At 66.1% G+C, this 23,406-nt stretch carries 20 protein-coding genes; 10 read left to right on the top strand and 10 right to left on the bottom strand.

Annotation, left to right across the window (positions count from 1 at the left end; genetic code table 11):
- The 3 genes from AC3A4Z_RS09100 to AC3A4Z_RS09090 all read left to right on the top strand — a co-directional run.
- On the top strand, window positions 1-671 hold a 671-nt coding region (locus AC3A4Z_RS09100; RefSeq protein WP_498711301.1), incomplete at its 5' end, for an LPXTG cell wall anchor domain-containing protein.
- A gap of 291 nt (window positions 672-962) precedes the next feature.
- Window positions 963-2,186, top strand: a complete 1,224-nt coding sequence (locus AC3A4Z_RS09095) for a serine/threonine-protein kinase (protein WP_498711300.1) — start codon at window positions 963-965, stop codon at window positions 2,184-2,186.
- A 38-nt stretch (window positions 2,187-2,224) separates the two neighbouring features.
- Window positions 2,225-2,680 carry a hypothetical protein gene (locus tag AC3A4Z_RS09090; protein WP_498711299.1) on the top strand — a complete coding sequence of 152 codons (456 nt, stop codon included), beginning with the start codon at window positions 2,225-2,227 and terminating at the stop codon, window positions 2,678-2,680.
- 148 nt (window positions 2,681-2,828) lie between these two features.
- Here the strand turns inward: AC3A4Z_RS09090 and AC3A4Z_RS09085 are convergent, their stop codons facing one another.
- On the bottom strand, window positions 2,829-5,048 hold the full coding sequence (locus AC3A4Z_RS09085; RefSeq protein WP_498711298.1) for an NADP-dependent isocitrate dehydrogenase: 2,220 nt from the start codon (window positions 5,046-5,048) through the stop codon (window positions 2,829-2,831).
- 310 nt (window positions 5,049-5,358) lie between these two features.
- Between AC3A4Z_RS09085 and AC3A4Z_RS09080 the strand changes: the two genes are divergently transcribed.
- Window positions 5,359-6,333 (top strand): trypsin-like serine peptidase, encoded by a 975-nt coding sequence (locus AC3A4Z_RS09080; RefSeq protein WP_498711297.1) that lies wholly within the window; start codon window positions 5,359-5,361, stop codon window positions 6,331-6,333.
- Window positions 6,314-6,490, top strand: a complete 177-nt coding sequence (locus tag AC3A4Z_RS09075; RefSeq protein ID WP_493970299.1) for a hypothetical protein — start codon at window positions 6,314-6,316, stop codon at window positions 6,488-6,490. Before AC3A4Z_RS09080 ends, AC3A4Z_RS09075 begins: the two co-directional genes overlap by 20 nt.
- Before the next feature lie 64 nt (window positions 6,491-6,554).
- On the opposite strand, the gene purH is transcribed toward AC3A4Z_RS09075, so the two are convergent.
- Window positions 6,555-8,240, bottom strand: a complete 1,686-nt coding sequence (gene purH, locus AC3A4Z_RS09070; RefSeq protein WP_498711296.1) for a bifunctional phosphoribosylaminoimidazolecarboxamide formyltransferase/IMP cyclohydrolase — start codon at window positions 8,238-8,240, stop codon at window positions 6,555-6,557.
- 141 nt (window positions 8,241-8,381) lie between these two features.
- Here purH and AC3A4Z_RS09065 point away from each other — a divergent pair, with 141 nt between their 5' ends.
- Window positions 8,382-9,734, top strand: a complete 1,353-nt coding sequence (locus AC3A4Z_RS09065; protein WP_498711295.1) for an MFS transporter — start codon at window positions 8,382-8,384, stop codon at window positions 9,732-9,734.
- A gap of 141 nt (window positions 9,735-9,875) precedes the next feature.
- Here the strand turns inward: AC3A4Z_RS09065 and purN are convergent, their stop codons facing one another.
- Window positions 9,876-10,451 carry a phosphoribosylglycinamide formyltransferase gene (purN, locus tag AC3A4Z_RS09060; protein WP_498711294.1) on the bottom strand — a complete coding sequence of 192 codons (576 nt, stop codon included), beginning with the start codon at window positions 10,449-10,451 and terminating at the stop codon, window positions 9,876-9,878.
- A 39-nt stretch (window positions 10,452-10,490) separates the two neighbouring features.
- On the opposite strand from purN, the gene AC3A4Z_RS09055 reads away from it, so the two are divergent.
- On the top strand, window positions 10,491-10,922 hold the full coding sequence (locus AC3A4Z_RS09055) for a hypothetical protein (RefSeq protein ID WP_498711293.1): 432 nt from the start codon (window positions 10,491-10,493) through the stop codon (window positions 10,920-10,922).
- 10 nt (window positions 10,923-10,932) lie between these two features.
- On the opposite strand, the gene AC3A4Z_RS09050 is transcribed toward AC3A4Z_RS09055, so the two are convergent.
- On the bottom strand, window positions 10,933-12,246 hold the full coding sequence (locus AC3A4Z_RS09050) for a cell division protein PerM (protein ID WP_498711292.1): 1,314 nt from the start codon (window positions 12,244-12,246) through the stop codon (window positions 10,933-10,935).
- Between the two features lie 151 nt (window positions 12,247-12,397).
- Here AC3A4Z_RS09050 and AC3A4Z_RS09045 point away from each other — a divergent pair, with 151 nt between their 5' ends.
- Window positions 12,398-12,859 (top strand): DUF4383 domain-containing protein, encoded by a 462-nt coding sequence (locus AC3A4Z_RS09045; RefSeq protein ID WP_498711291.1) that lies wholly within the window; start codon window positions 12,398-12,400, stop codon window positions 12,857-12,859.
- A 304-nt stretch (window positions 12,860-13,163) separates the two neighbouring features.
- Here AC3A4Z_RS09045 and AC3A4Z_RS09040 read toward each other — a convergent pair whose 3' ends face one another.
- The 6 genes from AC3A4Z_RS09040 to AC3A4Z_RS09015 all read right to left on the bottom strand — a co-directional run bounded on the left by AC3A4Z_RS09040 (window position 13,164) and on the right by AC3A4Z_RS09015 (window position 20,587).
- On the bottom strand, window positions 13,164-14,021 hold the full coding sequence (locus AC3A4Z_RS09040) for a DUF2382 domain-containing protein (RefSeq protein ID WP_498711290.1): 858 nt from the start codon (window positions 14,019-14,021) through the stop codon (window positions 13,164-13,166).
- A 220-nt stretch (window positions 14,022-14,241) separates the two neighbouring features.
- Entirely contained in the window at window positions 14,242-15,702 is a 1,461-nt protein-coding gene (locus AC3A4Z_RS09035; protein ID WP_498711289.1) for an arabinose isomerase, read from the bottom strand.
- Window positions 15,703-15,782: 80 nt separating this feature from the next.
- Entirely contained in the window at window positions 15,783-16,838 is a 1,056-nt protein-coding gene (gene rhaS, locus AC3A4Z_RS09030) for a rhamnose ABC transporter substrate-binding protein (RefSeq protein WP_498711288.1), read from the bottom strand.
- A 53-nt stretch (window positions 16,839-16,891) separates the two neighbouring features.
- On the bottom strand, window positions 16,892-18,004 hold the full coding sequence (locus AC3A4Z_RS09025) for an ABC transporter permease (RefSeq protein ID WP_498711287.1): 1,113 nt from the start codon (window positions 18,002-18,004) through the stop codon (window positions 16,892-16,894).
- Complete coding sequence (locus tag AC3A4Z_RS09020; protein ID WP_498711286.1) at window positions 17,997-19,046, bottom strand: ABC transporter permease; 1,050 nt, start codon at window positions 19,044-19,046, stop codon at window positions 17,997-17,999. The genes AC3A4Z_RS09025 and AC3A4Z_RS09020 overlap by 8 nt, the downstream gene beginning before the upstream one ends.
- Window positions 19,043-20,587, bottom strand: coding sequence for a sugar ABC transporter ATP-binding protein (locus AC3A4Z_RS09015; protein ID WP_498711285.1), 1,545 nt, complete (start codon window positions 20,585-20,587; stop codon window positions 19,043-19,045). The genes AC3A4Z_RS09020 and AC3A4Z_RS09015 overlap by 4 nt, the downstream gene beginning before the upstream one ends.
- Window positions 20,588-20,812: 225 nt before the next feature.
- On the opposite strand from AC3A4Z_RS09015, the gene AC3A4Z_RS09010 reads away from it, so the two are divergent.
- Window positions 20,813-21,997 carry a glycosyltransferase family 4 protein gene (locus AC3A4Z_RS09010; RefSeq protein ID WP_498711284.1) on the top strand — a complete coding sequence of 395 codons (1,185 nt, stop codon included), beginning with the start codon at window positions 20,813-20,815 and terminating at the stop codon, window positions 21,995-21,997.
- On the top strand, window positions 21,997-23,400 hold the full coding sequence (locus tag AC3A4Z_RS09005; protein ID WP_498711283.1) for a UDP-glucose dehydrogenase family protein: 1,404 nt from the start codon (window positions 21,997-21,999) through the stop codon (window positions 23,398-23,400). Before AC3A4Z_RS09010 ends, AC3A4Z_RS09005 begins: the two co-directional genes overlap by 1 nt.
- Window positions 23,401-23,406 lie beyond the last annotated feature (6 nt).

Raw genomic sequence — 23,406 nt, 5'->3', positions numbered from 1 at the left:
TCGTTGACCTCGACCTCGGCAACACCGGCACCGGAACTGACGGCACCACCGGCGGCCTCGACGCCATCGTAGACGCAGTCGTTGACCTCGACCTCGGCAACACCGGCACCGGAACTGACGGCACCACCGGCGGCCTCGACGCCATCGTAGACGCAGTGGTCGACCTCGACCTGGGCAACACCGGCGGTATTGGTGGGCTCGACGCCGGGATCGACCTGGGCATTGACCTCGGCATAGGTCTGGGCGGCGACGCCAACGGCACCGAAACCCCAGGCACCGGCACTCCGGGAACTGGCAACCCCGGCACCGAGAACCCTGGCGACGGCAACACCGGAGGCACCGGCACTGTTGACCCCGGTACCACCACTCCGGGCGGAAACACCGACGGCAACACGGGCAACACCGGAACAGGCAACACCGGAACAGGCACCGGCGGGGACGCCGGTACCGCCGGCACCGGAGGCTTCTCCGCAGCACCGGCAGGCTCCACCGCAGTGAGCGGCGCTATCGGCGTCGACACCACTGCGCGCAGCACCGCTGCTCAGGGCGGGACCGCTCAGGGCACCACCGCCCTGGCCAACACGGGCATGGACGCTTCGCTCGTCCCGCTCGCCCTGCTGCTTCTGGTGGCGGGCCTCCTGGTCCTCCTCCGCAAGCGCAAGGTCTCCTAGGCGTCTCACGCTTTGTTAGCCGTGCCTGCGCCATGCGCCTGAAGCGGCAGCAGCAAGCAGGCTGAGGGAGAGGAGGACCCGCAAAACACACGACGAAAAACACTTCAATTCACGCAAACATGTCATCAGCACACATGTCCTTGTGGCCGGTGGTCCGGCGGCGGAAGCTAGAGGTTCGCCGGCGGGCCACCGGCGTGTGCCAGAACAGAAGCGCAGGCCAATCCCCTGATTACTCGAGCGCCCGTATAATTTGAGGTAGGACAGTGCCGCAGCGCACCGGGAGGAACGGTCATGGTGGCGGAATCGCCTAGCTCCATCAAGAATGAAGTTGTCGGCGGACGTTACCGGTTGGGTGAGGTCATTGGCCGCGGCGGGATGTCATCGGTGTACTGCGCCCGCGACGAGAAACTGGGCCGCGATGTTGCCCTCAAACTCTTCGCCCCGCAGGCTCCGGACGCCGATGAACTGAAACGCCAGGAAGCGGAGATCCAACTCCTGGCCACGCTTAACCATCCCGGCCTGGTGACACTCTTTGACGCCGGCATCGACAACCGGATTCCCGACGAACCCAGGCCCTTCCTGACCATGGAACTGGTGGACGGCCAGGACCTGCGCAGCCGCATCCGGCATAGCAGGGTGCCGCTGGAAGAGCTGTCCGTCATCGGAGCCGGCATCGCCGACGCGCTGGCATACGTGCATGGTCTGGGCATCATCCACCGGGACATCAAGCCCGCAAACATCCTGCTGGTCCAGATCCGCCCGGGCGAGCCGCTGCGCCCCAAGCTCACGGACTTCGGCATCGCCAGGATCGCGGACGCAACCCGCCTCACCGCAACAGGAACCATGGTGGGCACGGCAGCCTACCTCAGCCCGGAGCAGGCCCTGGGCCAGCCCCTCGGCCCCGCCTCGGACATCTATTCCCTGGGACTTGTGCTTCTTGAGTGCATCAAGGGCACCGTTGAATATCCGGGCGGCGCGGTGGAGTCGGCGGTGGCCCGCCTGCACCGCTCACCGGAAATACCTGAGGATTTGCCCCAGGAATGGGCCGACCTGATCCGCTCCATGACAGCCATTGAGCCGCTGGAGCGTCCCGCCGCAGCGGACATCGAAACTGCCCTGCGGCAGGCGCTGGTTTCCCCCGCGTCCACCCCGGGAGAACTCGTTCCGGAAACCACGCGGGTACTGCCGGCCATGCCATTCCATCCCCCTTCCATTACTGCTGAGGAATCGGTGGACGAACTCAGGGAAGCAGCGGGGCCCTTGGACGAAGCGCCTTCGCCGGCCGCGGGACTGGGGACCAAGGGAGAACAGACCGGAAAGAAGCTGTCCGCGACATCCCGCCGCAGGCGGGTCTGGCTGGCAGTGCTTTTAGGGGTTGTGGTGTTGGCAGCCGCTGTAGCCGCTGTGCTGGTGAGCCTGTCCGCCCAGTCCCCGCCCGACGTCGTGCCTTACCCAACGGTGACCGGCGTCCTGGGCGACCACCTGGAGGAGCTCCAGAAGAGCGTCGAGCCGTGACGCGGACGCACTTCCGGAGGCCACGCTCGCCTTGGGTTGTGGTTTGGACGGCAGCCGTTCTGGCCGCCGGGCTGTTGACTGGCTGCGGCACCAGGGATGCAAGCCTGCAGCCGGGCGCGGCGCGGCAACTCCAGGCACGCGTCCTGGAAGTGAGCGAGGCTTCCTCGCGGAACGATCCCGCTGCGGCACTGCAAGCCCTTCAAAACCTTGAGGCTGACCTGGCGGCCGCGCAAAGCAAGGGGCAGGTTTCCGAGGAACGGCAGCAGACCATCACCACCATTGCCGCCGCTGTCCGCGCCGACCTCAACGAGGCTGCGGCGGCGAAGGCAGCGGAAGAGGCCCGCATTGCTCAGGAGGCGGCCGCTGCCCAAGCCTCGCAGGCAGCCACCCAGACGCCGGCTCCTGCCCCGGAACCGACCCCGGAGCCCGCCCCGGCCAACGGCAACGGGGACGACAAGAAGGGCAGCGGGGACAAGGGCAAAGGCAAGGACTAACGCCGTCGGGCGCCGGAAGAAGGGCGTACGACGGCGGGAGGCCGGCATAGTGCGCATGGGCGAGTCCCAGCCAAACACCGAAAAGGCGGTGCCCCGGGTATCCGGGACACCGCCTCTTGGCGTTGCCTGAGGGACAAGAAGCCCTGCCCTAGCTCAGGGTGGAGAGCACCTTGTTCAACGTGGCGGACGGGCGCATCACGGCGGAAGCCTTGGCGTCGTCCGGGTTGTAGTAGCCTCCGATGTCCACCGGGGAGCCCTGGACCTCGGCCAGTTCGCCCACGATGGTCTCCTCCTTGGAGGAAAGCTCGTTGGCGACGGAGCTGAAGGCGGCTGCCAGGTCGGCGTCGGCGGTCTGCTTGGCCAGCTCTTCGGCCCAGTAGCGGGCCAGGTAGTAGTGGCTGCCGCGGTTGTCCAGTTCGCCGGCCCGGCGGCTCGGGGACTTGTTCTCCAGCAGGAAGGTGCCAGTGGCGCGGTCCAGGGTGTCGGCCAGGACCTGGGCGCGGGCGTTGCCCGTGGTAGTGGCCAGGTGTTCGAAGCTGACGGCCAGTGCCAGGAATTCACCCAGGCTGTCCCAGCGGAGGTGGTTTTCCTTGAGCAGCTGCTGGACGTGCTTCGGAGCGGATCCGCCGGCGCCGGTTTCGAAGAGCCCGCCGCCGTTCATCAGCGGAACCACGGACAGCATCTTGGCGCTGGTACCCAGCTCGAGGATGGGGAACAGGTCCGTGAGGTAGTCACGCAGGACGTTGCCGGATACCGAGATGGTGTCCTCGCCCTTGCGGATTCGCTCGAGAGTGAACTCAATGGCCTTGACCGGGGACATGATGCGGATGTCCAGGCCCTCGGTGTCGTGGTCCTTGAGGTATTCGTTAACCTTGGCGATGAGGTTGGCGTCGTGGGCGCGTTCCTCATCCAGCCAGAACACGGCCGGGGTCTGCGAGGCACGGGCGCGGGTGACGGCCAGCTTGACCCAGTCGCGGATGGGCAGGTCCTTGGTCTGGCATGCACGCCAGATGTCGCCGACGGAAACCTCATGCTCGATCAGGACGTTCCCGGAGCCGTCCACGATCTGCACCGTGCCCGCTTCCTGGATCTCGAAAGTCTTGTCGTGGCTGCCGTATTCTTCGGCGGCCTGTGCCATGAGGCCCACGTTCGGGACAGTACCCATGGTGGTGGGGTCGTAGGCGCCGTTGGCGCGGCAGTCATCGATGACCACCTGGTAGATGCCGGCGTAGGAGCTGTCCGGCAGGACCGCCAGGGTGTCAGCTTCCTTGCCGTCCGGGCCCCACATGTGGCCGGAGCTGCGGATCATGGCGGGCATGGACGCGTCCACGATGACGTCGGAGGGGACGTTCAGGGTGGTGATGCCCTTGTCCGAGTCCACCATGGCCAGGGCGGGACCTTCTTCGAGGCCCTTCTTGATCAGGGACTGCACGCCTTCGCGGACGTCCTCGGGAAGGTCCTCGAGGCTGCTCAGGATGGCGGCCAGGCCGTTGTTGGGGCTGATGCCGGCGGCGGCCAGCTGCTTGCCGTAGGTCTCAAACAGTTCCGAGAAGTAGGCCTTGACCACGTGGCCGAAGATAATGGGGTCCGAAACCTTCATCATGGTGGCCTTCAGGTGGGCGGAGAACAGCACGCCCTCTTCCTTGGCGCGGGCAACCTGCGCCTGCAGGAACTCGTCCAGGGCGGCGGCTCGCATCACGGTGCCGTCGATGACCTCGCCGGCCAGGACCGGGAAGGCCTTTTTCAGGACCTTCACCGAGCCGTCTTCGCGGACCAGCTGGATGGCAATAGTGCCTTCAGACTCGATGACCACCGACTTCTCGTTGGAGCGGAAGTCGTCCTTGCCCATGGTGGCCACGTTGGTCTTGGAGTCCGCAGTCCAGGCGCCCATGGAGTGCGGGTTCTGGCGTGCGTAGTTCTTCACGGACAGGGGTGCGCGGCGGTCCGAGTTGCCCTCACGCAGGACGGGGTTCACGGCGGAGCCCTTGATCTTGTCGTAGCGCGAGCGGATGGCCGTCTCCTCGTCCGAGGAGGGGTTGTCCGGGTAGTCGGGCAGCGCGTAGCCCTGGGCCTGCAGCTCTGCGATGGCGGCCTTCAGCTGCGGGATGGAAGCGCTGATGTTGGGCAGCTTGATGATGTTGGCTTCCGGCGTCTTCGCCAGCTCGCCGAGTTCAGCAAGGGCGTCACCGATCTGCTGCTCGGGGGTCAGGTAGTCACCGAAGACGGCGATGATGCGGCCGGCGAGCGAAATGTCGCGGGTCTCCACCTCCACACCTGCTGTCGAGGCGAACGCCTCAATGATGGGCAGGAACGAATAGGTAGCCAGCATCGGCGCTTCGTCGGTGTGGGTGTAGATAATCTTGGACATGCGCGGGCGTCTCCCTGTGGGTCGGCTTGGTTATCATCTCCAACTTACCCGAGTACGGGCTTTTGAACCCTACCGGCGCCCCATGGTTACCCCGCCGGTGAGCAGGATTACAGCGATGGAGAACGGACGACGGCGCCACCCGCCCGGGTGCCTCCACCCGCCGTCGGGCTTTCCGGCCGGGGACGTCTCCGGAGCGTGGACGGCCGCTACATGATACGTCACTACTATTTACAAAGCTGTCATATCCGGATAAATTCGGGACGTCACTTCCGGCCCTTCCCACGGCCGTCCCCGTTAAGACAGGACAACCATGACACGCACCAGGTCTCTGGCTACCGGCCTTTTGGGCCTTTCGGCCGCAGCCGTTCTGGCACTCACTGCAGCCGGCGGCGCCACTGCTGCCCCGGCCGCTTCCGATGACGCGAAGAACCCGTCCGTCACGAGTGCAGCCGTTGAAAATGCGGGAGCGGCAGCCGATTACTGGACAACAGACCGGATGCTGACCGCCATCCCTGGCGATGTGCTGGCGGGCAAGGCGCTGGAGCGGGGCAACCGGTCCAGCCCGCTGATTGTGGAAAAGGGCAAGAGCACCGAGGTTAAGGCCACCGGGGGCAAACCGACCCTCGCGCAGAGCGAAGCTCCCGTGAAGACGGTGGGCAAGGTCTTCTTTACGCTTGCAGGCGCCAACTACGTGTGCTCGGGCAACTCGGTGTCCGCCAAGAACAAGAGCACCGTGTCAACCGCCGGGCACTGCGTGAATGAAGGCCCGGGGACGTTCGCCACCAACTTCGTTTTTGTTCCTGCCTACGAGAACGGCGCGGCCCCTTACGGCAAGTGGACCGCCACCTCCCTGCACGCGCCCACCCAGTGGAGCAGCGGAGGGGACATGGCCTATGACACCGGATTCGCCGTGGTGGGCCCCAACAGCAGCGGGCAAAACCTGGCCGACGTCGTCGGCGCCTCGGGCGTGGCGTTCAACCAGGCGCGGGGCCTGACCTACAAGTCGTTTGGCTACCCGGCAGCCTCGCCTTTCAACGGCGAGACCCTCAAGAGCTGCACGGGACCCGCGTCGAATGACCCCTACAACCCGCAGTTCAACACGCAGGGCATCCCCTGCGACATGACCGGCGGTTCCTCCGGCGGGCCGTGGTTCATCGGCACCAGTTCCTCCGGCGTCCAGAACTCCATCAACAGCTACGGCTACGACCGTTCCGCCGTGATGTACGGTCCGTACTGGGGTTCGGTCATCCAGCAGGCTTACAACAGTGCCGCATCAGCACGGTAAGGAATCGGGGTCCGGCGAGGATGCGGTCAGCCGCAGCGACCTGAACCAGACGCGCGAGGAGATCCTCGAGTACTGGACTGAGGAGCGGATGGCGGAAGCCAAGCCCCGGGAACTTCGGCTCCCCCGGCCCGGCCCGCCGCCAGGCGAGCAGGACTAAGCCAACAAACAACGACGGCGCCTGTCCCCTTGAAAGGGGACAGGCGCCGTCGTTCGTTCTACTTTTAGTGGAAGAAGTGGCGTGCTCCCGTGAAGTACATCGTGATGCCGGCCGCATTGGCCGCGGCGATGACTTCATCATCGCGGACTGAACCGCCGGGCTGGACCACTGCCCGGACGCCGGCGTCGATCAGGATCTGCAGGCCGTCAGCGAACGGGAAGAAGGCATCGGACGCCGCGACAGCGCCGCGGGCCCGCTGGGGTGCCCCGTCACCGCTGGCGTTTGATGCACCGCCGGCGCCTTCGACGTCGGACTCCACCTGCACGCCAAGAGTGTTGGCCCGTTCGACGGCCAGCCGGCAGGAATCCAGGCGGTTGACCTGCCCCATGCCGATGCCCACGGCAGCCCCGTCCTGGGCCAGCAGGATCGCGTTGGACTTGGCAGCGCGGCAGGCCGTCCAGGCAAAGGCGAGGTCAGCGAGCGTCTTGTCATCCGCGGCCTCGCCGGCGGCGAGGGTCCAGTTGGCGGGGTTGTCGCCGTCGGCATCAACCTTGTCGCTGACCTGGACCAGGACACCGCCAGAAACCTGGCGGATCTCCGTGGGGTAGCGGCCGTAGCCTTCGGGAAGGGCAAGCAGGCGGATGTTCTTCTTTTTAGACAGGATCTCCACTGCCTCCGGTTCGAAGCCCGGCGCGATGACAACCTCCGTGAAGATGTCCTTCACCGTGTTGGCCATGCCCGCGGTCACCGTGCGGTTCGCGGCAATGACGCCGCCGAATGCGGAGACGGGATCGCAGGCGTGTGCCTTGGCGTGTGCGTCGGCAATGGGGTCCGCGGCATCAGCAGCGCCCACGGCAACGCCGCAGGGGTTGGCGTGCTTGATGATGGCGACGGCGGGCTCGCTGAAGTCGTAGGCGGCGCGGAGGGCAGCGTCGGCGTCAACGAAGTTGTTGTAGCTCATGGCCTTGCCGTGCAGCTGGTCGGCCTGTGCGATGCCGGCAGGGGCCGCCTTGTCAACGTAGAGGGCTGCCTGCTGGTGCGGGTTCTCGCCGTAGCGGAGCACCTCGGAGCGCTCCAGCGAAAGGCCGGCGTAGGCAGGCCAGTCGATGACGCCGTCACCGTCTTCATCCAGGAACTGGCTCGCGGTCCAGGTGGCCACGGCGTTGTCATATGAAGCGGTGTGGGCAAACGCCTTTGCAGCCAGCCGGCGTCGGGTCTTCAGGTCGAAGCCGCCCTCAGCGGCAGCGGTGACTACCTGGCCGTAAAACGTGGGGTCTACCACGATGGCGACGGCGGCATGGTTCTTCGCTGCGGAGCGCACCATGGCGGGGCCCCCGATGTCGATCTGCTCCACAACGTCGTCCTGGGCAGCGCCGGACTTCACCGTCTCGACGAACGGGTAGAGGTTCACCACCACCAGGTCGAATGGTTCGATCTCCATGCTGGTGAGCGTTTCCATGTGCGCCGGGACGCGGCGGTCGGCGAGGATGCCGCCGTGCACGCGCGGGTGCAGCGTCTTCACGCGGCCGTCCAGCATTTCGGGCGAGCCGGTGACTTCCTCAACTTCCTGGACCGGGATGCCGGCGGCGGCGATCTTTTTGGCCGTGGACCCGGTGGACACAAGCTTCACGCCCGCTGCATGCAGGCCCTGGGCGAGCTCCTCCAGACCGGTCTTGTCGTAAACCGAGATCAGGGCCCGGCGGATGGGAACACGGTCAATGGATACGCGCTCATGCTGCGTGAAGCTCACAAATGTCTCCGTCTTATCTCGCGGACCAGTGCCGCGGTTGGTGGGGATACGGCCAGTTTATCGCGAAGTGCAGTTTGCCCCCTGTGCAGGCGGAAGTGTGAACGCCAGCGGGCCGGGCTAAAGTTCTTGCAGGAGGCTGCGATGAATACTTACACCACTGTGCCAAGCGGCGAGCAGGTGGTCCAGGAACTGCCATGGCGATGGAAAGTCCAGGGCAGGATTTTCGTGATCGGCGGCCTCGGCTTTATGTTCGACGCCTGGGACGTGACCCTCAATGGCATCCTCATCCCCCTGCTCTCCACGCACTGGGCCCTGACACCGGGCGAGGTTGCCTGGGTGGGAACGGCCAACCTGATCGGCATGGCCCTGGGTGCTTTTGTGTGGGGCACCATCGCGGACACCATCGGGCGCAAGAAGGCCTTCACCGCCACCCTGCTGATCTTTTCCCTCTTCACCGTGCTGGGTGCCTTCTCCCCCGATTTCGTCTGGTTCTGTGTCTTCCGGTTCATGGCCGGCTTCGGCCTGGGGGGCTGCATTCCGGTGGACTATGCCCTGGTGGGTGAGTTCACGCCCCGCAAGCAGCGCGGCAAGGTCCTCACGGCCATGGACGGCTGGTGGCCCGTGGGTGCTGCGTTGGCCGGCTTTGTCTCAGCCGGGCTCGTGGCGCTGTACGGCGACTGGCGGCTGACCATGCTGGTGATGGTGCTGCCTGCGCTGCTGGTGTTCTGGGTCCGCCGGAGCGTGCCCGAGTCCCCGCTGTTCCTGATCCGCAAGGGCCGGCGCGAGGAAGCAGCCAAGGTCATCGACGGACTGGTGGCGGCCACCGGGGCGGAACCCCGCGCCTACAGCCTGCCCGACGCCAAGGAAGTACCCCGGCTCTCGGCAGGCAGCGCCTGGCACCAGCTGCGCCTCGTGTGGCAGTTCAATTGGAAGATCACAGCTGCCGCCTGGTCCCTGTTCTTCACCATCCTGCTGGTCTACTACCTGTCGCTGACGTGGATGCCCCGGATCCTGATCGGCGCGGGCTTCGCGGAGTACAAGGCGTTTATCACCACGGCATCCATGGCCGCCGTCGGGCTCCTGGGCGTTATTGTGGCGGCCCTGCTGGTGGAACGTGTAGGCCGCAAGTGGATCCTCGCCATCACCGGGCCGCTGTCCGCGCTGACCCTGGTGATCGTGGCGATTGTGGTGGACATCCCCACGGCGGCGGTGTTCTGGCTGCTGGTGTTCGGGTTCGTGGTGCAGGTGGCCATCCCGGTCCTGTACGCCTACGTCTCCGAGCTCTACCCCACCGAACTGCGCGGCACCGGTTTCGGCTGGGCATCCACGTTCTCCCGGCTTGGCGCCGGCTTCGGCCCGCTCATCTTCGCGAACTACTTCTGGCCTGAGCTGGGCCTGGCCACGTCCTTTGCGCTGGCCGGCGGCCTGGTCCTCCTTGCGGTGTTGTGGATGGCGTTCTTCTCCCCCGAGACCAGGCAGCGCCGCCTCGACTAGGCCGCCGGCGACACGCTAATTCAATATCGACACGGGCATTCCGTGGCGCACGCCAAATTTCGGGTGCGCCACGGCGTATGCGCCTCGAAAAGGAATATGCGCGTCGACGGCGCTGGCTGAGGCGGCGGGATCGAGCCTGGATCAGGCGTGCTTGCCGGCGGCGGCGAGGGTTGCCAGGGTGGACACCAGCAGCCGGCGCTCCACCACCTTGATGCGCTCGTGCAGTGTTTCCTCGGTATCGGACTCCTCGATGGCCACCGCTTCCTGGGCGATGATGGGCCCGGTGTCCACGCCGGCGTCGGCCCAGTGGACAGTGCAGCCGGTAACCTTCACGCCGTACGCCATCGCATCCCGGACACCATGGGCGCCGGGGAAAGCCGGGAGCAGGGCGGGGTGGGTGTTGAGGTACTTGCCATTGAAGGCGTCGATGAACTCCGGGCTGACAATGCGCATGAACCCGGAGGACACCACCACATCCGGCTCGAAAGCGGCAACGGCTTTGGTCAGTGCGGCGTTCCATTCAGCCCGGTCCGCGTAGTCCTTGAAGTCCACAACAAAGGTGGGGATGCCGGCAGCTGCGGAGCGTTCCACTCCGTAAGTGCCCGGCCGGTCGGCACCCACCGCCGCGATTTCCACGTCCAGGTCCCCTGCCTTAACCGCGTCAATAACTGCCTGGAGGTTGGACCCGGTACCGGAAACGAGGACTACGATGCGCATGGCTCTAGCTTATGGGCAGCCTCGCGTAGGCTGGAAAACATGAACTCCACACCGCAACCGGCTGGGCAGCAGCGCACAAAACCGCCGCTCAGCGAGGCAGCTAAGGCCTCGCTCGCCAAGACCCAAACCCTGTTCCGGATCTTTGTGGTTTCAGTGCTCGGCGCGTTCTTTGTGTACCAGCTGGACGTCAACTACCTCTGGCTGACAGCGTTACTGACAGTGGCCAGCCTTGCCCTGGGCATGGTGCTGCTGGTCCGCGCCGCGCGGCTGAAGGAGTCCCGGCTTGTCCTGATCGGTACCATCTCGGGTCTGGTGGTGTCCGCGATCATGGTGCTGCTGATCCTGGTCACGGCACTGTTCTTCGATGAAGTGCGTGAGTACCAGGCCTGCGCCGGCCGGGCATTGACGGACCAGGCGCAGTCGGCGTGCCGGGTGCAGCTGCAGGGCTCGCTGCCTGCCGGACTCCCCTAAACCCCAGGTCCTACCGGACCAGCTCCGGGGCCTCTTCCTTTGGCGCCTGCTCACGTTCCAGCCACGGCCCGGCCGCGTACCCAATCACGACGCCGGCAGCAATTTCCGCAGCCACCCAGACTCCCGTCCACAAAGGGTCCGGACCGATCGCCGTGAGCCGTCCGATCCCGGCCGAGCCGCGCGCCAGCCAGGCAAGCCCCGCGGTCAGCAGCCCGGCAGCCAGCCCGCACAGCACCCCCAACACCAAGGTGGAAACCGTGGCAGTGAACCACCGGGCCCGGACCTTGATGGAAAGCCACTCGTCGAAGTGGTTTTCGCCTTCGCGCAGGAACCACCAGCCGGCCAGGACACCGGCCAGGACCGGGACGATCAACGCGACAACCGCGTACTCCAGGGACCCGGCCGGGATGGCGGCCAGCACCGGGACGGAAGGAAGCGGACCCACGGAGGTGCCCAGCGGACCCACCTGCGAACCGACCCCCATGGCGAAACCTGAGCCCGACGTCCAGGCCAGGGCAAAAACCACGAGGTTGGGCAGGAACCCCAGTTGCGCGATGGTGAGGGCGGCACCTCCCACCGCGCCGGCGTCGAGCGCTTCATAAACAGCGACCACCAGGTTCCAGTGGATGAACAGATCAACGGCCAGCAGCAGTGCGGCGAGCGCCAGGGCGGACATCACCGCCACGAAACCGGCCTTCGCCGCCGAACCCAGGTAGGACCCTGCCCAGCGCGAGTGCTGGCTGGTGCGGGAAATCCAGTCCACCGCGTCGACGCCGATCAGCCGGCTCCAGGAGCCTGCCTCGCGGCGGGCGCCGATCACCATGCCCAGGGCGTAGGGAATGAGGGGGATGAACATGGCGTGCCAGGCATTGATGCCGACGTCCGGCGTGCGGCAGACGAACCCCGTTGCCGCGCCGAACGCCGCGTACACCACCCAGGAACCGAGGAGGGCTTGCCACAGCTGGTCCGTGTAGGAGGCCCGGGCCAGCCTGCGCCCTGCCCGCCAGGCCAGCAGGAAGGGGATCAGCGTGAGGCCAAGCGGAATAAGCGTGAGCAGTCCGGAACCTGAGTTGGCAGCCGCGGTGGAGCCGGCGGCCTTGAGCTCCAGCGGCACCCCATGGACCAGCAGCCAGGACTGGCCGGCCAGGCGGGCCAGGAAGTCGACGGCGCCGTCATGGAAACCGGCGGTTGCCCAGACGGCCAGGACCGGTGCGATCACCACCAAGGCCGAGATGATGGCTGCCTGGGCCGTCTCGAGGGCACCCTGCAGCCACAAGGGCATGGGAAGGCCACGGTCTCCGGTCTGATCAGCGCGCAGTTTCATCGTTTTCCATGGTGTCACGGCGGCCCCGCCCGGTCCGTGACCGACAGGCACAACCCCCTTGTGGGCACCGACTCAGTGCCCCTTGCGCCGGCGCTTTTCGCTAGGGTCCGCCGTAAAATTTAACTGTCCACATGAGTGGTTGGAGGCAAGAATGACTACCGCATCCCCACATGCCCACGGCGTTCACTTTGGACGGGCAGACGTCCAAAACGCGGGCATGGGAGTGGGAATTGTTTTGATGCTGGTGGGTGTGCTGGGCTTTATCCCCGGCGTCACTACCCAATACAGCGAACTGATGTTCCTCGGACCGGCTTCGCACGCCATGTTCCTTGGTCTGTTCCAGGTATCCATGCTGCTCAACATCGTGCAGCTGGCCATCGGCGCAACCGGCCTGGCAATGGCCCGCACCGAGCATGGCGCCCGTAATTTCCTTCTCGGAGCCGGTGCGCTCTACATCGTCCTGGCCGTCTTCGGGCTGATTGTCGGCGTTGGTTCGGCGGCGAATTTCCTGTCGCTGAACATGATGGACAACTGGACCCACCTGGTCTTGGGCGTCGTAATGATTGTTGCTGGCTGGCTGTTCTCACGGAACATGGCGGCCGACAGGACATAGCCCGGTATCCGTAGCCCGGGAAACAGGAGCCGCGAATGGGAGAAGAACACTAAGTTCTGAAGATATTCGTCCTACTGGCTGGTGCAGTTGCCGCTTCCGGGCGCGGCTGCACCAGCATTCCGCGGCTAACGCCACCAGCAGGCGCCGGCTGCGGCAAGAGAACAAAAAGTTCCGCATGCACAACGACGCCGGGAGCCCCCAAATGGACTCCCGGCGTCGTTCGCTGCTTGGCTGGTTTCGTAGCGCTTGCCTCGCGCCGGTCCCGTTCAGCGGCGCGAAGGCAGGGCCTCAGCAGCGGAAAGGATCAGCGGCGCAGGCCGCTGTCCACGCCGTCGCCATCGGCTTCAATGTGCTCCTTGCGGACTTCCTCGGTGACCGTGACGTCATCCTGGACCACATCCTTGTCGAGGCGGACCCGCTCCACGGGGACCGTTTCCTTCTCCACCACGGGGCGCTCCTCGTGCAGGATCACCTCATGCTCTTCCTCGCTGATATCCGGGCCGTCCAGCGCCGCGCCGCGGTTCGCGTCAGTGATGGGCTCCCGCTCCAGTCGGACCTCTTCACGCCGCACCGGAACTGTCTTGGTGACGTTCTCCGTGGTCACGTACTTCCGGAGCCTTGCGCGGCCGGCAGCCTCCCGCTCGGTGCCGACGTGGAGCCGCTCCTCCGAGCGGGTCATGGCGTCGTCAGTGGTGGGGCCGGAGGTGTCCCGGCCCACGGTGTCGCGGTCCGATGCATAGCCCGCGGCACCTGCGTTGGGAGTGCCGGCGTTAAGGTCCGCGTCGCCCTGCAGGTCCACATCGCTCCGGGCGTCATCGCCGCGGGTGTCGGAGTAGGTCCGGGCACCGCCGCGCTCGTAGTAGGTGTACAGGCGGTCCTCTTCCTCAGGGGTGAGGTGCCCGTCCACGTCTACCCGCGGCGCGTCCTTGACGTGCTCCTTGCTGTAGGGGACCACCAGGTCGTCGCCCTGGGTGTGTGCCCCTTCGACCGGCACAAAGGACTGGGAAGTGCCGAAGAGACCGGTCTTGACGGTGACCCATGTGGGCTCGCCCGTGTCGTCGTCCGCGTAGAGCTGGCCGATTGAGCCGATCTTCTCGCCGTCGGAACCGATGACGTTGCCACCCTTGTTGAGCAGGCTTTCAATGTTTTCCCTGTTGAGCATGACGTCTCCTTGGATGTGTCGTTGCGCTAGGTCAAGCCAGCATGGATGCTCCGGCGCCGGGTTTTCCCCGGCACGGCCTCCGCCCCCTTTGCTAGAGGCATCGCGCTGACTGCCCATCTACGGTAAGCATGCTTAGCATCAAAAGGGAAGTCTACTTAGTAATTTTTTCGCCCGGGATGTGGCGACCCAACGCGAGGGGCTATTTCATGCTGAACGGAATTCAGGCTCCCTGCGACAGTGAAACGTGCCGGTGCTCGATGCCCACCAGCGATGCGGCGGCCTTGACGTCGGCCGCCCGGTGGCCCAGGCACAACGCCCAGTGGTGGCCGGTTCCGGTTTGGCTCCACCGGTCGACCCAGAGGCCCGGATCGCCGCCGAAGTCCACCCGCGACGTAGTGTTGCCGATGGCCAGCAGCGGGCCAGGAACCACTTCCCCTTCCGACGTTACAAAAACGTAGCTGCCGTCCGGGTCCTGCCCCAGGGCCACCGTGGTGACCGGTCCGGGCCGGACGTCGAATTCCACGGACACACCCCAGCCCCGTTTGCCGTGATAGACACCCAGTCCACGCAGCAGCGGGTCCTTCGCCGAGACCGCGAGATGCGCCGGCCCGTCATGGCCCATCTCCACCACGTTGTCAAAGAAATTCAGGGCCTGGATTTCGGTGAAGGAACCTCCGGCGCAGATGGCTTGGGCAGTCAGCATGGCAATGGAGGTCCGCAGCTCATACTCCCCCGCCATGGGGATTCCACGCGCGGTGAGGATGGAGGAGCCCAGGATCATCCCGGCACCCAGCCGCTCATGCTGTTCTCCCGCCAGGCCGCGGTGGTAGTAGGCCACCGAGTCCAGGTCGAAGTCTTTGACAAGCCGGTCCAGGCCCACGGAAACCCGGGCACCCCAGGCAAAGTCGTCGTCGTTCACGGACTCATCGAGGACAAACAGCTCCCGGGCCAGGTCAAGGCGCTCTAACACCTCGGCATCCGTGACCGCCGTGACGCGTTCCCGGAGGTCATCGAATTCGAGCACCTCGACGTGGGAGCCGAAGGTGGTGGAAACAGTGGTCAGGTCGGTGGCAACGTCGAGCATGCCCGGATAGAGGTGGCCCATGAGTCCATGGCGGGCGTTCCGGAGCCGGGCGCGGACGCCGGCGGCGTGCACCCACTGGTTGATCCTTTCCCACGCGGAATCCTGCGTCAGGTACCCGGAGACGGACCGGAACTCGATACCCGCCCGGCGGAAGACATTGGCAACCTCGGGCACCGGGCATTGGCCGCAATAGGCAAGCCAGGCTCCGGTATCGAAATTCGCATGGTCCATCGCTTCCGTTGGCTGAAGGTCGATCACCAGCACCGGGCTGCCGGACCGCTGGGCCACGGGCAGGACCATGGACGACGTCAGGTAGGTGGCCAGGAAGATGACGATCAGGTCGCAGTCAGCCTGCCGTAGTTTTTCTCCGGCAGGCACGGCCTGGGCGGCGTCCGATATGAAACCGGCGTCGATCACCTCGGCATCCATCTCCTGGAAGCGTGACGTGACATACCTTGCCGATTCCTCAAGTTGCGGGAGGAGATCCGGAAATTGGGGCCAGTAGGCGCCCAGTCCCCCGGACACCAGGCCGATCCGGGTGGGCCGGCGCTTGTGGGGTTCCAGCAAGGCAGCGGCAGATTTCCTGGTGGTGGCCATGGCAGCCTTTCCGCGCATTAGTACAGCGCATTAGACGGCAGGCCGGGCGGGCAAAGGCTGCCCGCCCGGGCTCCGGAGCGCTAGAAGTCGTACTTGTCGATGTTGTCTTTATTGAAGACGGTGGGCGGGCCCACGATGACCTTTCCGCCTTCCTCAACGGTGCGGTCGCCCAGGTTGCCGGCGGTGAACTTATCGCCGGCGGCTCCGGTGATCTTCCCCTCAACGAGGGCCTTGCCGGCGAACGCTGCAACGTAGCCGAGCTGGGCGGGATCCCAGAGGGCGAACTCCTTAACCGTGCCGTCCTTGACGAACGGCCGCATCTCGTTCGGCAGCCCCAGCCCGGTCAGCGCAACCTTGCCCTTGTAGGCGGAGGTGGAGAGGTACCGGGCGGTGGCGGCAATCCCCACAGTGGTGGGCGAAATGATGCCCTTCAGGTTGGGGTGTGCCTGCAGCAGGCCCTGGGCTTCCTGGAAGGACTTGGTGTCGTCGTCGTCGCCGTAGACCTTGGCCACGAGCTTGATGTCCTTGTAGGCCGGGTTGGAGGCCAGGTCCTCCTCCATGAACTTGATCCACTCGTTCTGGTTGGTGGCGTTGGCCGTGGCGGAGAGGATGGCAATCTCACCGGCTCCGCCGATCTGCTCGGCGATCAGCTTGGTCTGGATGAGCGCTACGTCCTTGGCCACCACTTGGCTGATGAACACGTCGCGGCAGTCGGGGTTGGCATCCGAGTCGAAAGCTACGATCTTGGCGCCGGCGGAGCGCGCCTCCCCCAAGGCCGTGCAGACGGCGTCGGGATCGTTGGCCGCGATGACAATGACGTTGGTTCCCGCCTGGGTTTCAGCGTTGATGAACGAGACCTGGCTCGACGCCGATGCCTCCAGGGGCCCCACCACCTGCGACGATGCGAACCCGGCCTCCTGCGCACCGGTCTTGCCGCCGCCCAGGACGACGTCCGTATAGGGGTTGTTCAACTGCTTGGGGATGAACGTGATTTTCTGGTCCTGCACAGCGGCTGAAGTCTCCCCCGATGTTCCCGAGCCGCCGCTGCACGCCGTCAGGGCCATTGCTGCGGCGGCCGTGATGGCCACGAGCGGGGCCAGGTGGGGGTGCCGGCCGGGGTATTTTCGGTTCAACATCTTTGTTTTCCTTTTCCCTTGTTGTGCTCGGTCTTGATAAGTCCTGCGGCGGTTCAATGCACGGCGCCGGTGGAACCCCCGGAGGCTGGGCCCTGGCTGAAGCTCCGGCGTACCCGCCGGAGGTGCCGCCATTCCCGTACCGCGGCGCCAACGCTCGGTGCCACCACGGAGAAGATGAGCAGCAGCCCGGTGACGGTGATGAGGACGACGTCGGACACCCGCCCCAGGCGCAGGGCGTAGTTCAGGCTGCCGATCAGCAGGACGCCGGCTACCACGCCGGGAATGGTGCCCTTGCCGCCGAAGATGGAAACGCCGCCCAGCAGCACGGCCGCGATGACGGCCAGTTCCAGCCCCGACGCGTTGTCGCTGCGGGCACTGGTGTAGCGCAGCGTCCAGTAGATCCCGGCCAGGGCAGACACGGCGCCGGAAGCCACGTAGAGCCAGAACTTGCTGCGGGCAACCTTGATGCCCACGAAGTTGGCCGCCTCCTTGCTGTAGCCCATCGCGAAGAGCCCCCTGCCGAACGGCGTGAAGTGGAGCAGGATGCCAAAGAACAACACAATAAGGACGACGCCGATCATCACCGTGGGAATGCCGGTGGCCCCCAGTTTGGAGGTGAAGAAGGCAGTCAGCGGCTTGGGGAAGTTCGCCACGGCATTGTCCCCGATGACCACCAGCGCCAGGCCCCGGAAGAGCGCCAGCGTGCCGATGGTAACGGCCAGTGACGGCAGGCCGAGGACAGCGATCAGGACGCCGTTGAACATTCCCGCACCGACCCCCGCCAGCAGGCACAGGGCCAGCACCAGCCAGATGTCCAGGCCGCCGGACCAGAGGACGCCCATCAGCGCGCTGGTCAGCCCGGCGATGCTCGCCACGGACAGATCGATTTCACCGGTCACAATGATGAGGGTCATCGGCATGGCGATCAGCAGGACGGGTATGACATCCAGCAGCAGGAACCCGGTGGTTACCGGTGAGGCGAAGCGCGGGATGGTGATGGCGGCGAAGACCAGGAAGGCGAGGAGGGCGTAGATGGTGACGGCGTCCCGGCTGCCCAGGATGCGGGCCGCGCCGGTCCGCCCCTTTGGCTCGGTGGCAAGCGGCTTGGTGCTGTCGGCGACGGGCACGGCCGCAGGGGTGCCGCCGGACGTGGTGGTTTCAGACATTCCGTGCCTCGCTTGTCCGCAGTTTCCTGGCTGTCCGGAGGCTGGCCAGGCGGTCGATCACGATGGCCGTCAGGATCAGAATGCCCACAATGGCCTGCTGCCAGAATTTGTCCACCCGCAGCGCGGTCAGCGAACTGGTGATGGTGGTCAGCAGCACCGCACCCAGAGCAGCCCCGGCAACTGTCCCGCTGCCGCCGAAGATCGCCACCCCGCCCACCACGGCGGCGGCCACCACATCCAGTTCCATCCCTGTCCCTGTAGTTGCCCCCACTGAGTTAAAGCGGCTGGCGTACAGGACTCCGGCGAGGCCGGCCAGGGCTCCGTTGGCCAAGAACGCCAGGAACACCCGCTGGGACACTTTGATGCCCAGCACCTTCGCCGCTTCCGGGTCCGAACCGATGGCGTACAGGTCCCGGCCCGGCCGGGTGCCTGCCATGTAGACCGCGACGGCGACCACCACGGCGATGGCCAGCAGGGTGATGATCGGGAAGCCCAGCACGGTGTCCACGGAAAGGGCACCGAAGGCTTCCGGCCGGTCCCCCGCAAAATACTGCTTCCCGCCGGCCCAGGCATTGTTCATCCCGCGGAACACGTACAGGGTGCCGAGGGTGATGACCAGCGCGGGCACTTTGGCCACCGTCACCAGGAACCCGTTAAACGCTCCGAGCAGGGCGCCGAACGCCATGCCGAGGAGCAGCACCACAACGATCGGCAGCCCAGGCATGGCAACGAAGATGGAGCCGGTGCCGAAGGCAACCAGCCCCAGCATGGAGCCAACGGACAGGTCGATGTTGCGGGTGATGATGAGCAGGGTCTGTCCGGCCGCCAGGATCACGATGATGGTGGCGTTGAGGAGCAGGTCCTTAACTCCCTGCGGGGACAGGAACAGCGGGTTGTTGAGGTAGGTGATGAGCACCAGCAGCGCCAAAGCGATCAGCACGGGGAGTTCGCGCAGGCGCAGCAGGGTACCGAGGCCGCCGCTGCCACCGGGGGCGAGTGCCGGCGTCGTGCCTTTTTCCCCGGGTTTGACTGTGGAACTCATTCCATCACTCCTGCCGCGGAGGTTGCCGCGTGCATTACCGATTCGGGGTTGGCGTCCGCCCTGTCCAGCTGGGCAGTGATCCGGCCCTCGCGCATCACGAGGACGCGGTCCGCCATGCCCAGGACCTCGGGCAGTTCGGAGGAGATCATCAGGATGGCGATGCCGCGGCCGGCGAGGTCGGAGATGAGGCGGTGCACTTCGCTCTTGGTGCCCACGTCGATGCCGCGGGTGGGCTCGTCGATGATGAGCAGCTTGGGATCGGTGGCCAACCACTTGGCCAGCACCACCTTCTGCTGGTTCCCGCCGGAAAGGGTGGAGACGGCGTGTTCCTGGCTACCGGCCTTGACCTGCAGCCGTTGGCTCCACTCCTTCGCGGCAGCACGCTCCTTGCTGCCGTTGATGAGCCCGGCGGTCACGAACTTGTTCCGCAGGGTGAGCGTCACGTTCCGGGCCACCGACAGGTTCATTACCAGACCCTGTTTGCGGCGGTCCTCGGGCACAAAGCCCAGGCCGGCGGCGATGGCGGCCTGCGGATCACGGGCCTTGAGCGGTTTCCCCTCCACCTGGATCTGCCCGGAGTCATAGGCATCGATGCCGAACACTGCACGCGCCACCTCGGTCCTGCCGGCACCCACCAGGCCCGCGAGCGCCACAATTTCGCCGGCCCGGACTTCGAAGCTGATGTCCCGGAAAATGCCGGACCTGCTGAGCCCCTCCACCTTCAGGACCGTGCGCCCGATCTCCGCAGCGGCCTTGGGAAACAGCGTTCCGATGTCCCTGCCCACCATTTCCCGGACAATTTGTTCTACCGTCACCTCGGCGGTCCGGTGGGTTGCGATGTAGCGGCCGTCGCGCATCACGGTGATCCGGTCGCAGAGGTCAAACACTTCGTCGAAGCGGTGCGAGATGAACAGGATGCCTGTGCCCTTGTCCCGCAGGGAGCGGGCCACGGCGAAAAGCCGCTCCACCTCAACGCCGCTGAGGGCGGCGGTGGGCTCGTCCATGACCAGCACCTTTGCGTCCAGTGAGATGGCCTTGGCGATCTCGATGATCTGCTGGTCGGCGATGGAAAGCCCTTCCGCCACACGGGACGGATCGATGGGAACGCCCAGCCGCTGGAACAGTTCGGCGGCCTGCCGCCGCATCCCGGCGCGGCTGATCAGCCCGGCCCGTCCCTTGGGCTGCCGGCCGATGAAAATGTTTTCGGCCACGGTAAGGTCCGGAAACAGGGTGGGTTCCTGGTAGATGACCGAGATGCCGGCGGCCTTGCTTTCAGCCACATTCCTGAAGTGGACGGGCTCGCCGCCAAGCCGGAAATCGCCGGAGTCCGGATGGTGCAGGCCGGCGAGGATTTTCACGAGAGTGGATTTGCCGGCGCCGTTCTCACCCACCAGCGCATGGATTTCTCCGGACCGGATCTCCACCGTGCCGTCCGCCAGCGCCACTACCGGGCCGAAAGTCTTGGCGGCACCGGTCAGCGACAGCAGCGGCCCTCCGTCCGGGCTCCCGGGAACGGGAATCTCCTTGCGTTCTTGCTGCATAAATGAACCGCACCTTTGGGGTCTATGCGAAAGCAATGAATCGTTTCATAACACCTGAGTGGTTTGAATCATAAGTCCGCTGACCAGCACGGTCAATAGAATGAGGGGCCGGCCCGGCATTCGTGACTGTTCCGTGTTCAACGCCTGCCTGATGTTTCCCTAACCTTTCCCCCGGCGTTACATCGGGTCCCCCGCCCGGCAAGGCCGCGCGTCCACCGTGGAGGGGTGAGGATCGCAATTGTTGCTGAATCATTCCTGCCCCTGATGAACGGCGTTACGCATTCCATCCTGCGGGTGCTGGACCATCTCCAGGACCGGGGCGACGACGTCCTGGTCATCGCCCCGTCCGCGCTGGACGGCGAAGCGCCGGACCACGTCAAGGGCGCGGAGATCCACCGGCTCCCGGCGGTTCCGTTGGCCGGTTACGCGAACGTTCGGGTGGCGATGGGCGGTGTGTACCGGGTCAAGCGAATCCTTGCCGACTACGCACCGGACGTGGTCCACCTCGCCTCACCGTTCGTCCTTGGTTGGCGCGCCGCCCAGGCGGCCCACCAGCTGGGCATCCCCGCCGTGGCCATCTACCAGACCGAGGTTCCCGGGTACGCGGCACGGTACGGTGTCCCGTTCCTGGAGAACTGGGCCTGGAACCGGGTGGAGAATATCCACCTGCTCGCCGCCCGCACCCTGGTGCCGTCCACGTTCGCGCTGAACCAGTTGCGCGGCCGCGGCATCCCCCGGGTCCGGATGTGGCGGCGCGGCGTGGACACGGCGCGCTTTTCGCCGGCAAAGCGCGACGACGGGTGGCGGGCTTCGGTGGCTCCCGGTGAGCGGATCATCGGCTACGTGGGCCGGCTGGCCGTGGAGAAGCAGGTGGAAGACCTGGCCGCGCTGGCCGGGATATCCGGCACCCGGCTTGTGATTGTGGGCGACGGTCCGCAGCGGGCACCTCTGGAGGAGGCCCTCCCGGAGGCGGTTTTCACCGGATTCCTGGGCGGCGATGACCTGGCACGCGCCATGGCGTCCTTTGACCTCTTTGTCCATCCGGGCGAGTTCGAAACGTTCTGCCAGACCATCCAGGAGGCCATGGCATCGGGTGTGCCGGTGGTGGCTACAGGCCGCGGCGGCCCCCTGGACCTGGTGGAGAACTCCCGGACGGGCTGGCTCTACGAGCCCGGAGACCTGTCCGCCCTGCGCGCCCACGTTGTGGACCTGGTGGGTGACGACGCCAAGCGCCGCGCCTTCGCCGCAGCAGCCCACGCCTCGGTGCAGCACAGGACCTGGCCTGCGATCTGCCAAGAGCTGGTCCGGCACTACGAAGAGGTCATCGCCGATACGCCTGTGGTTGCGCTGGGCCCACGCCCGCCGGGTCCCCTGGCCGAGCTTGCGAGGTTAGGGCGCGGGTGGGCCTGATGAAGATCTCTGTGATTGGCTGCGGCTACCTCGGCGCGGTCCACGCCGCCACCCTGGCCTCCATGGGCCACACCGTGGTGGGCATCGACGTCGATCCGGCCAAGGTGGACCAGCTTTCCCGCGGCGCGGCCCCCTTCCACGAGCCCGGCCTGGACGAGCTGCTGCAGGACGGCCTCGCCACGGGGCGGCTGAGCTTCTCCACGACGGCGGCGGCGGCCAAGGGCGCGCAGGTGCACTTCCTGTGCGTGGGAACGCCGCAGCACAAGGCCTCCGACGCCGCCGACCTCACCTATCTCGTCTCCGCCGCGGAGGCGCTGCTGCCGCACCTGGCCGCTGGCGCCGTCGTCGTCGGCAAATCAACGGTGCCCGTGGGCACTGTGGAGATGCTCCGCGGGGTGCTGGGCAGCCGGCCGGACGTGCTGCTGGGCTGGAACCCGGAGTTTCTCCGACAGGGCACAGCTGTGAAGGACTCACTGGTGCCGGACCGGCTGGTCTACGGTGTGGACGGCGGCCGCGCGGCAGCGTTCAATGCGGACACGGGCGCACCCACCGGCGTGACGGCTGCCCTGGACGCCGTCTACGAGCCGCTGCTCGACGCCGGCATTCCACGCCTGGCCTGCAATTTCGCCACTGCCGAACTCATCAAGTCGGCAGCAAACGCGTATCTGGCCACCAAGGTCAGCTTCATCAATGCGGTGGCCGAACTCTGCGACGCCGCCGGCGCGGACGTGGCGGAGCTCAGCGAGGCGATGGGCATGGACCCACGGATCGGCGGCCGGTACCTTCATGCCGGCCTGGGCTTCGGCGGCGGCTGCCTGCCCAAGGACATCCGCAGCTTCCGTTCCCAGGCCGCCGGCCTCGGCGTCACCGCAGTGGAGGACTGGATGCAGCTGGTCGATTCGGTCAACCTCGGCCAGCGCGCCCGGACCATCAACCTCGCCGCAGAACTCTGCGGCGGGGGCCTCGCCGGGCGCTCCATCACGGTGCTCGGCGCATCCTTCAAGCCGGACACCGACGACATCCGCGACTCCCCCGCCCTGGACGTCGCCGACCGGCTCGCGGCTGCCGGGGCGCACGTGACCGTCACCGATCCCAAGGCGGTGAACCATGCCTGGCGGCGCTATCCGCGGCTCCGGTTTGAGGCCTCCATCCTGCAGGCGTTGCAGGGCGCCGAGTTGGTGCTCCTGCTCACCGAGTGGGATGAGTACCGCCGCCTTTCGCCCGGGGTTGCGGGGGCGCTGGTACGACGGCGGGTGGTGCTGGATGCACGCAACGTGCTGAATGCGGCGGCCTGGCAGTCCGAAGGCTGGGTGGTGCGCGGCCTCGGAACCTCTGCCGGCACCATGACCGCCACCCAGCTCACTGGACCATGCCAAGCAACTGAACCGGAGCCGGCCGGCTGAAGGAGG

It is taken from the genome of Arthrobacter sp. Soil_C_49, assembly GCF_057656635.1.
This window is presented reverse-complemented; position numbering and strand designations above follow the sequence as displayed.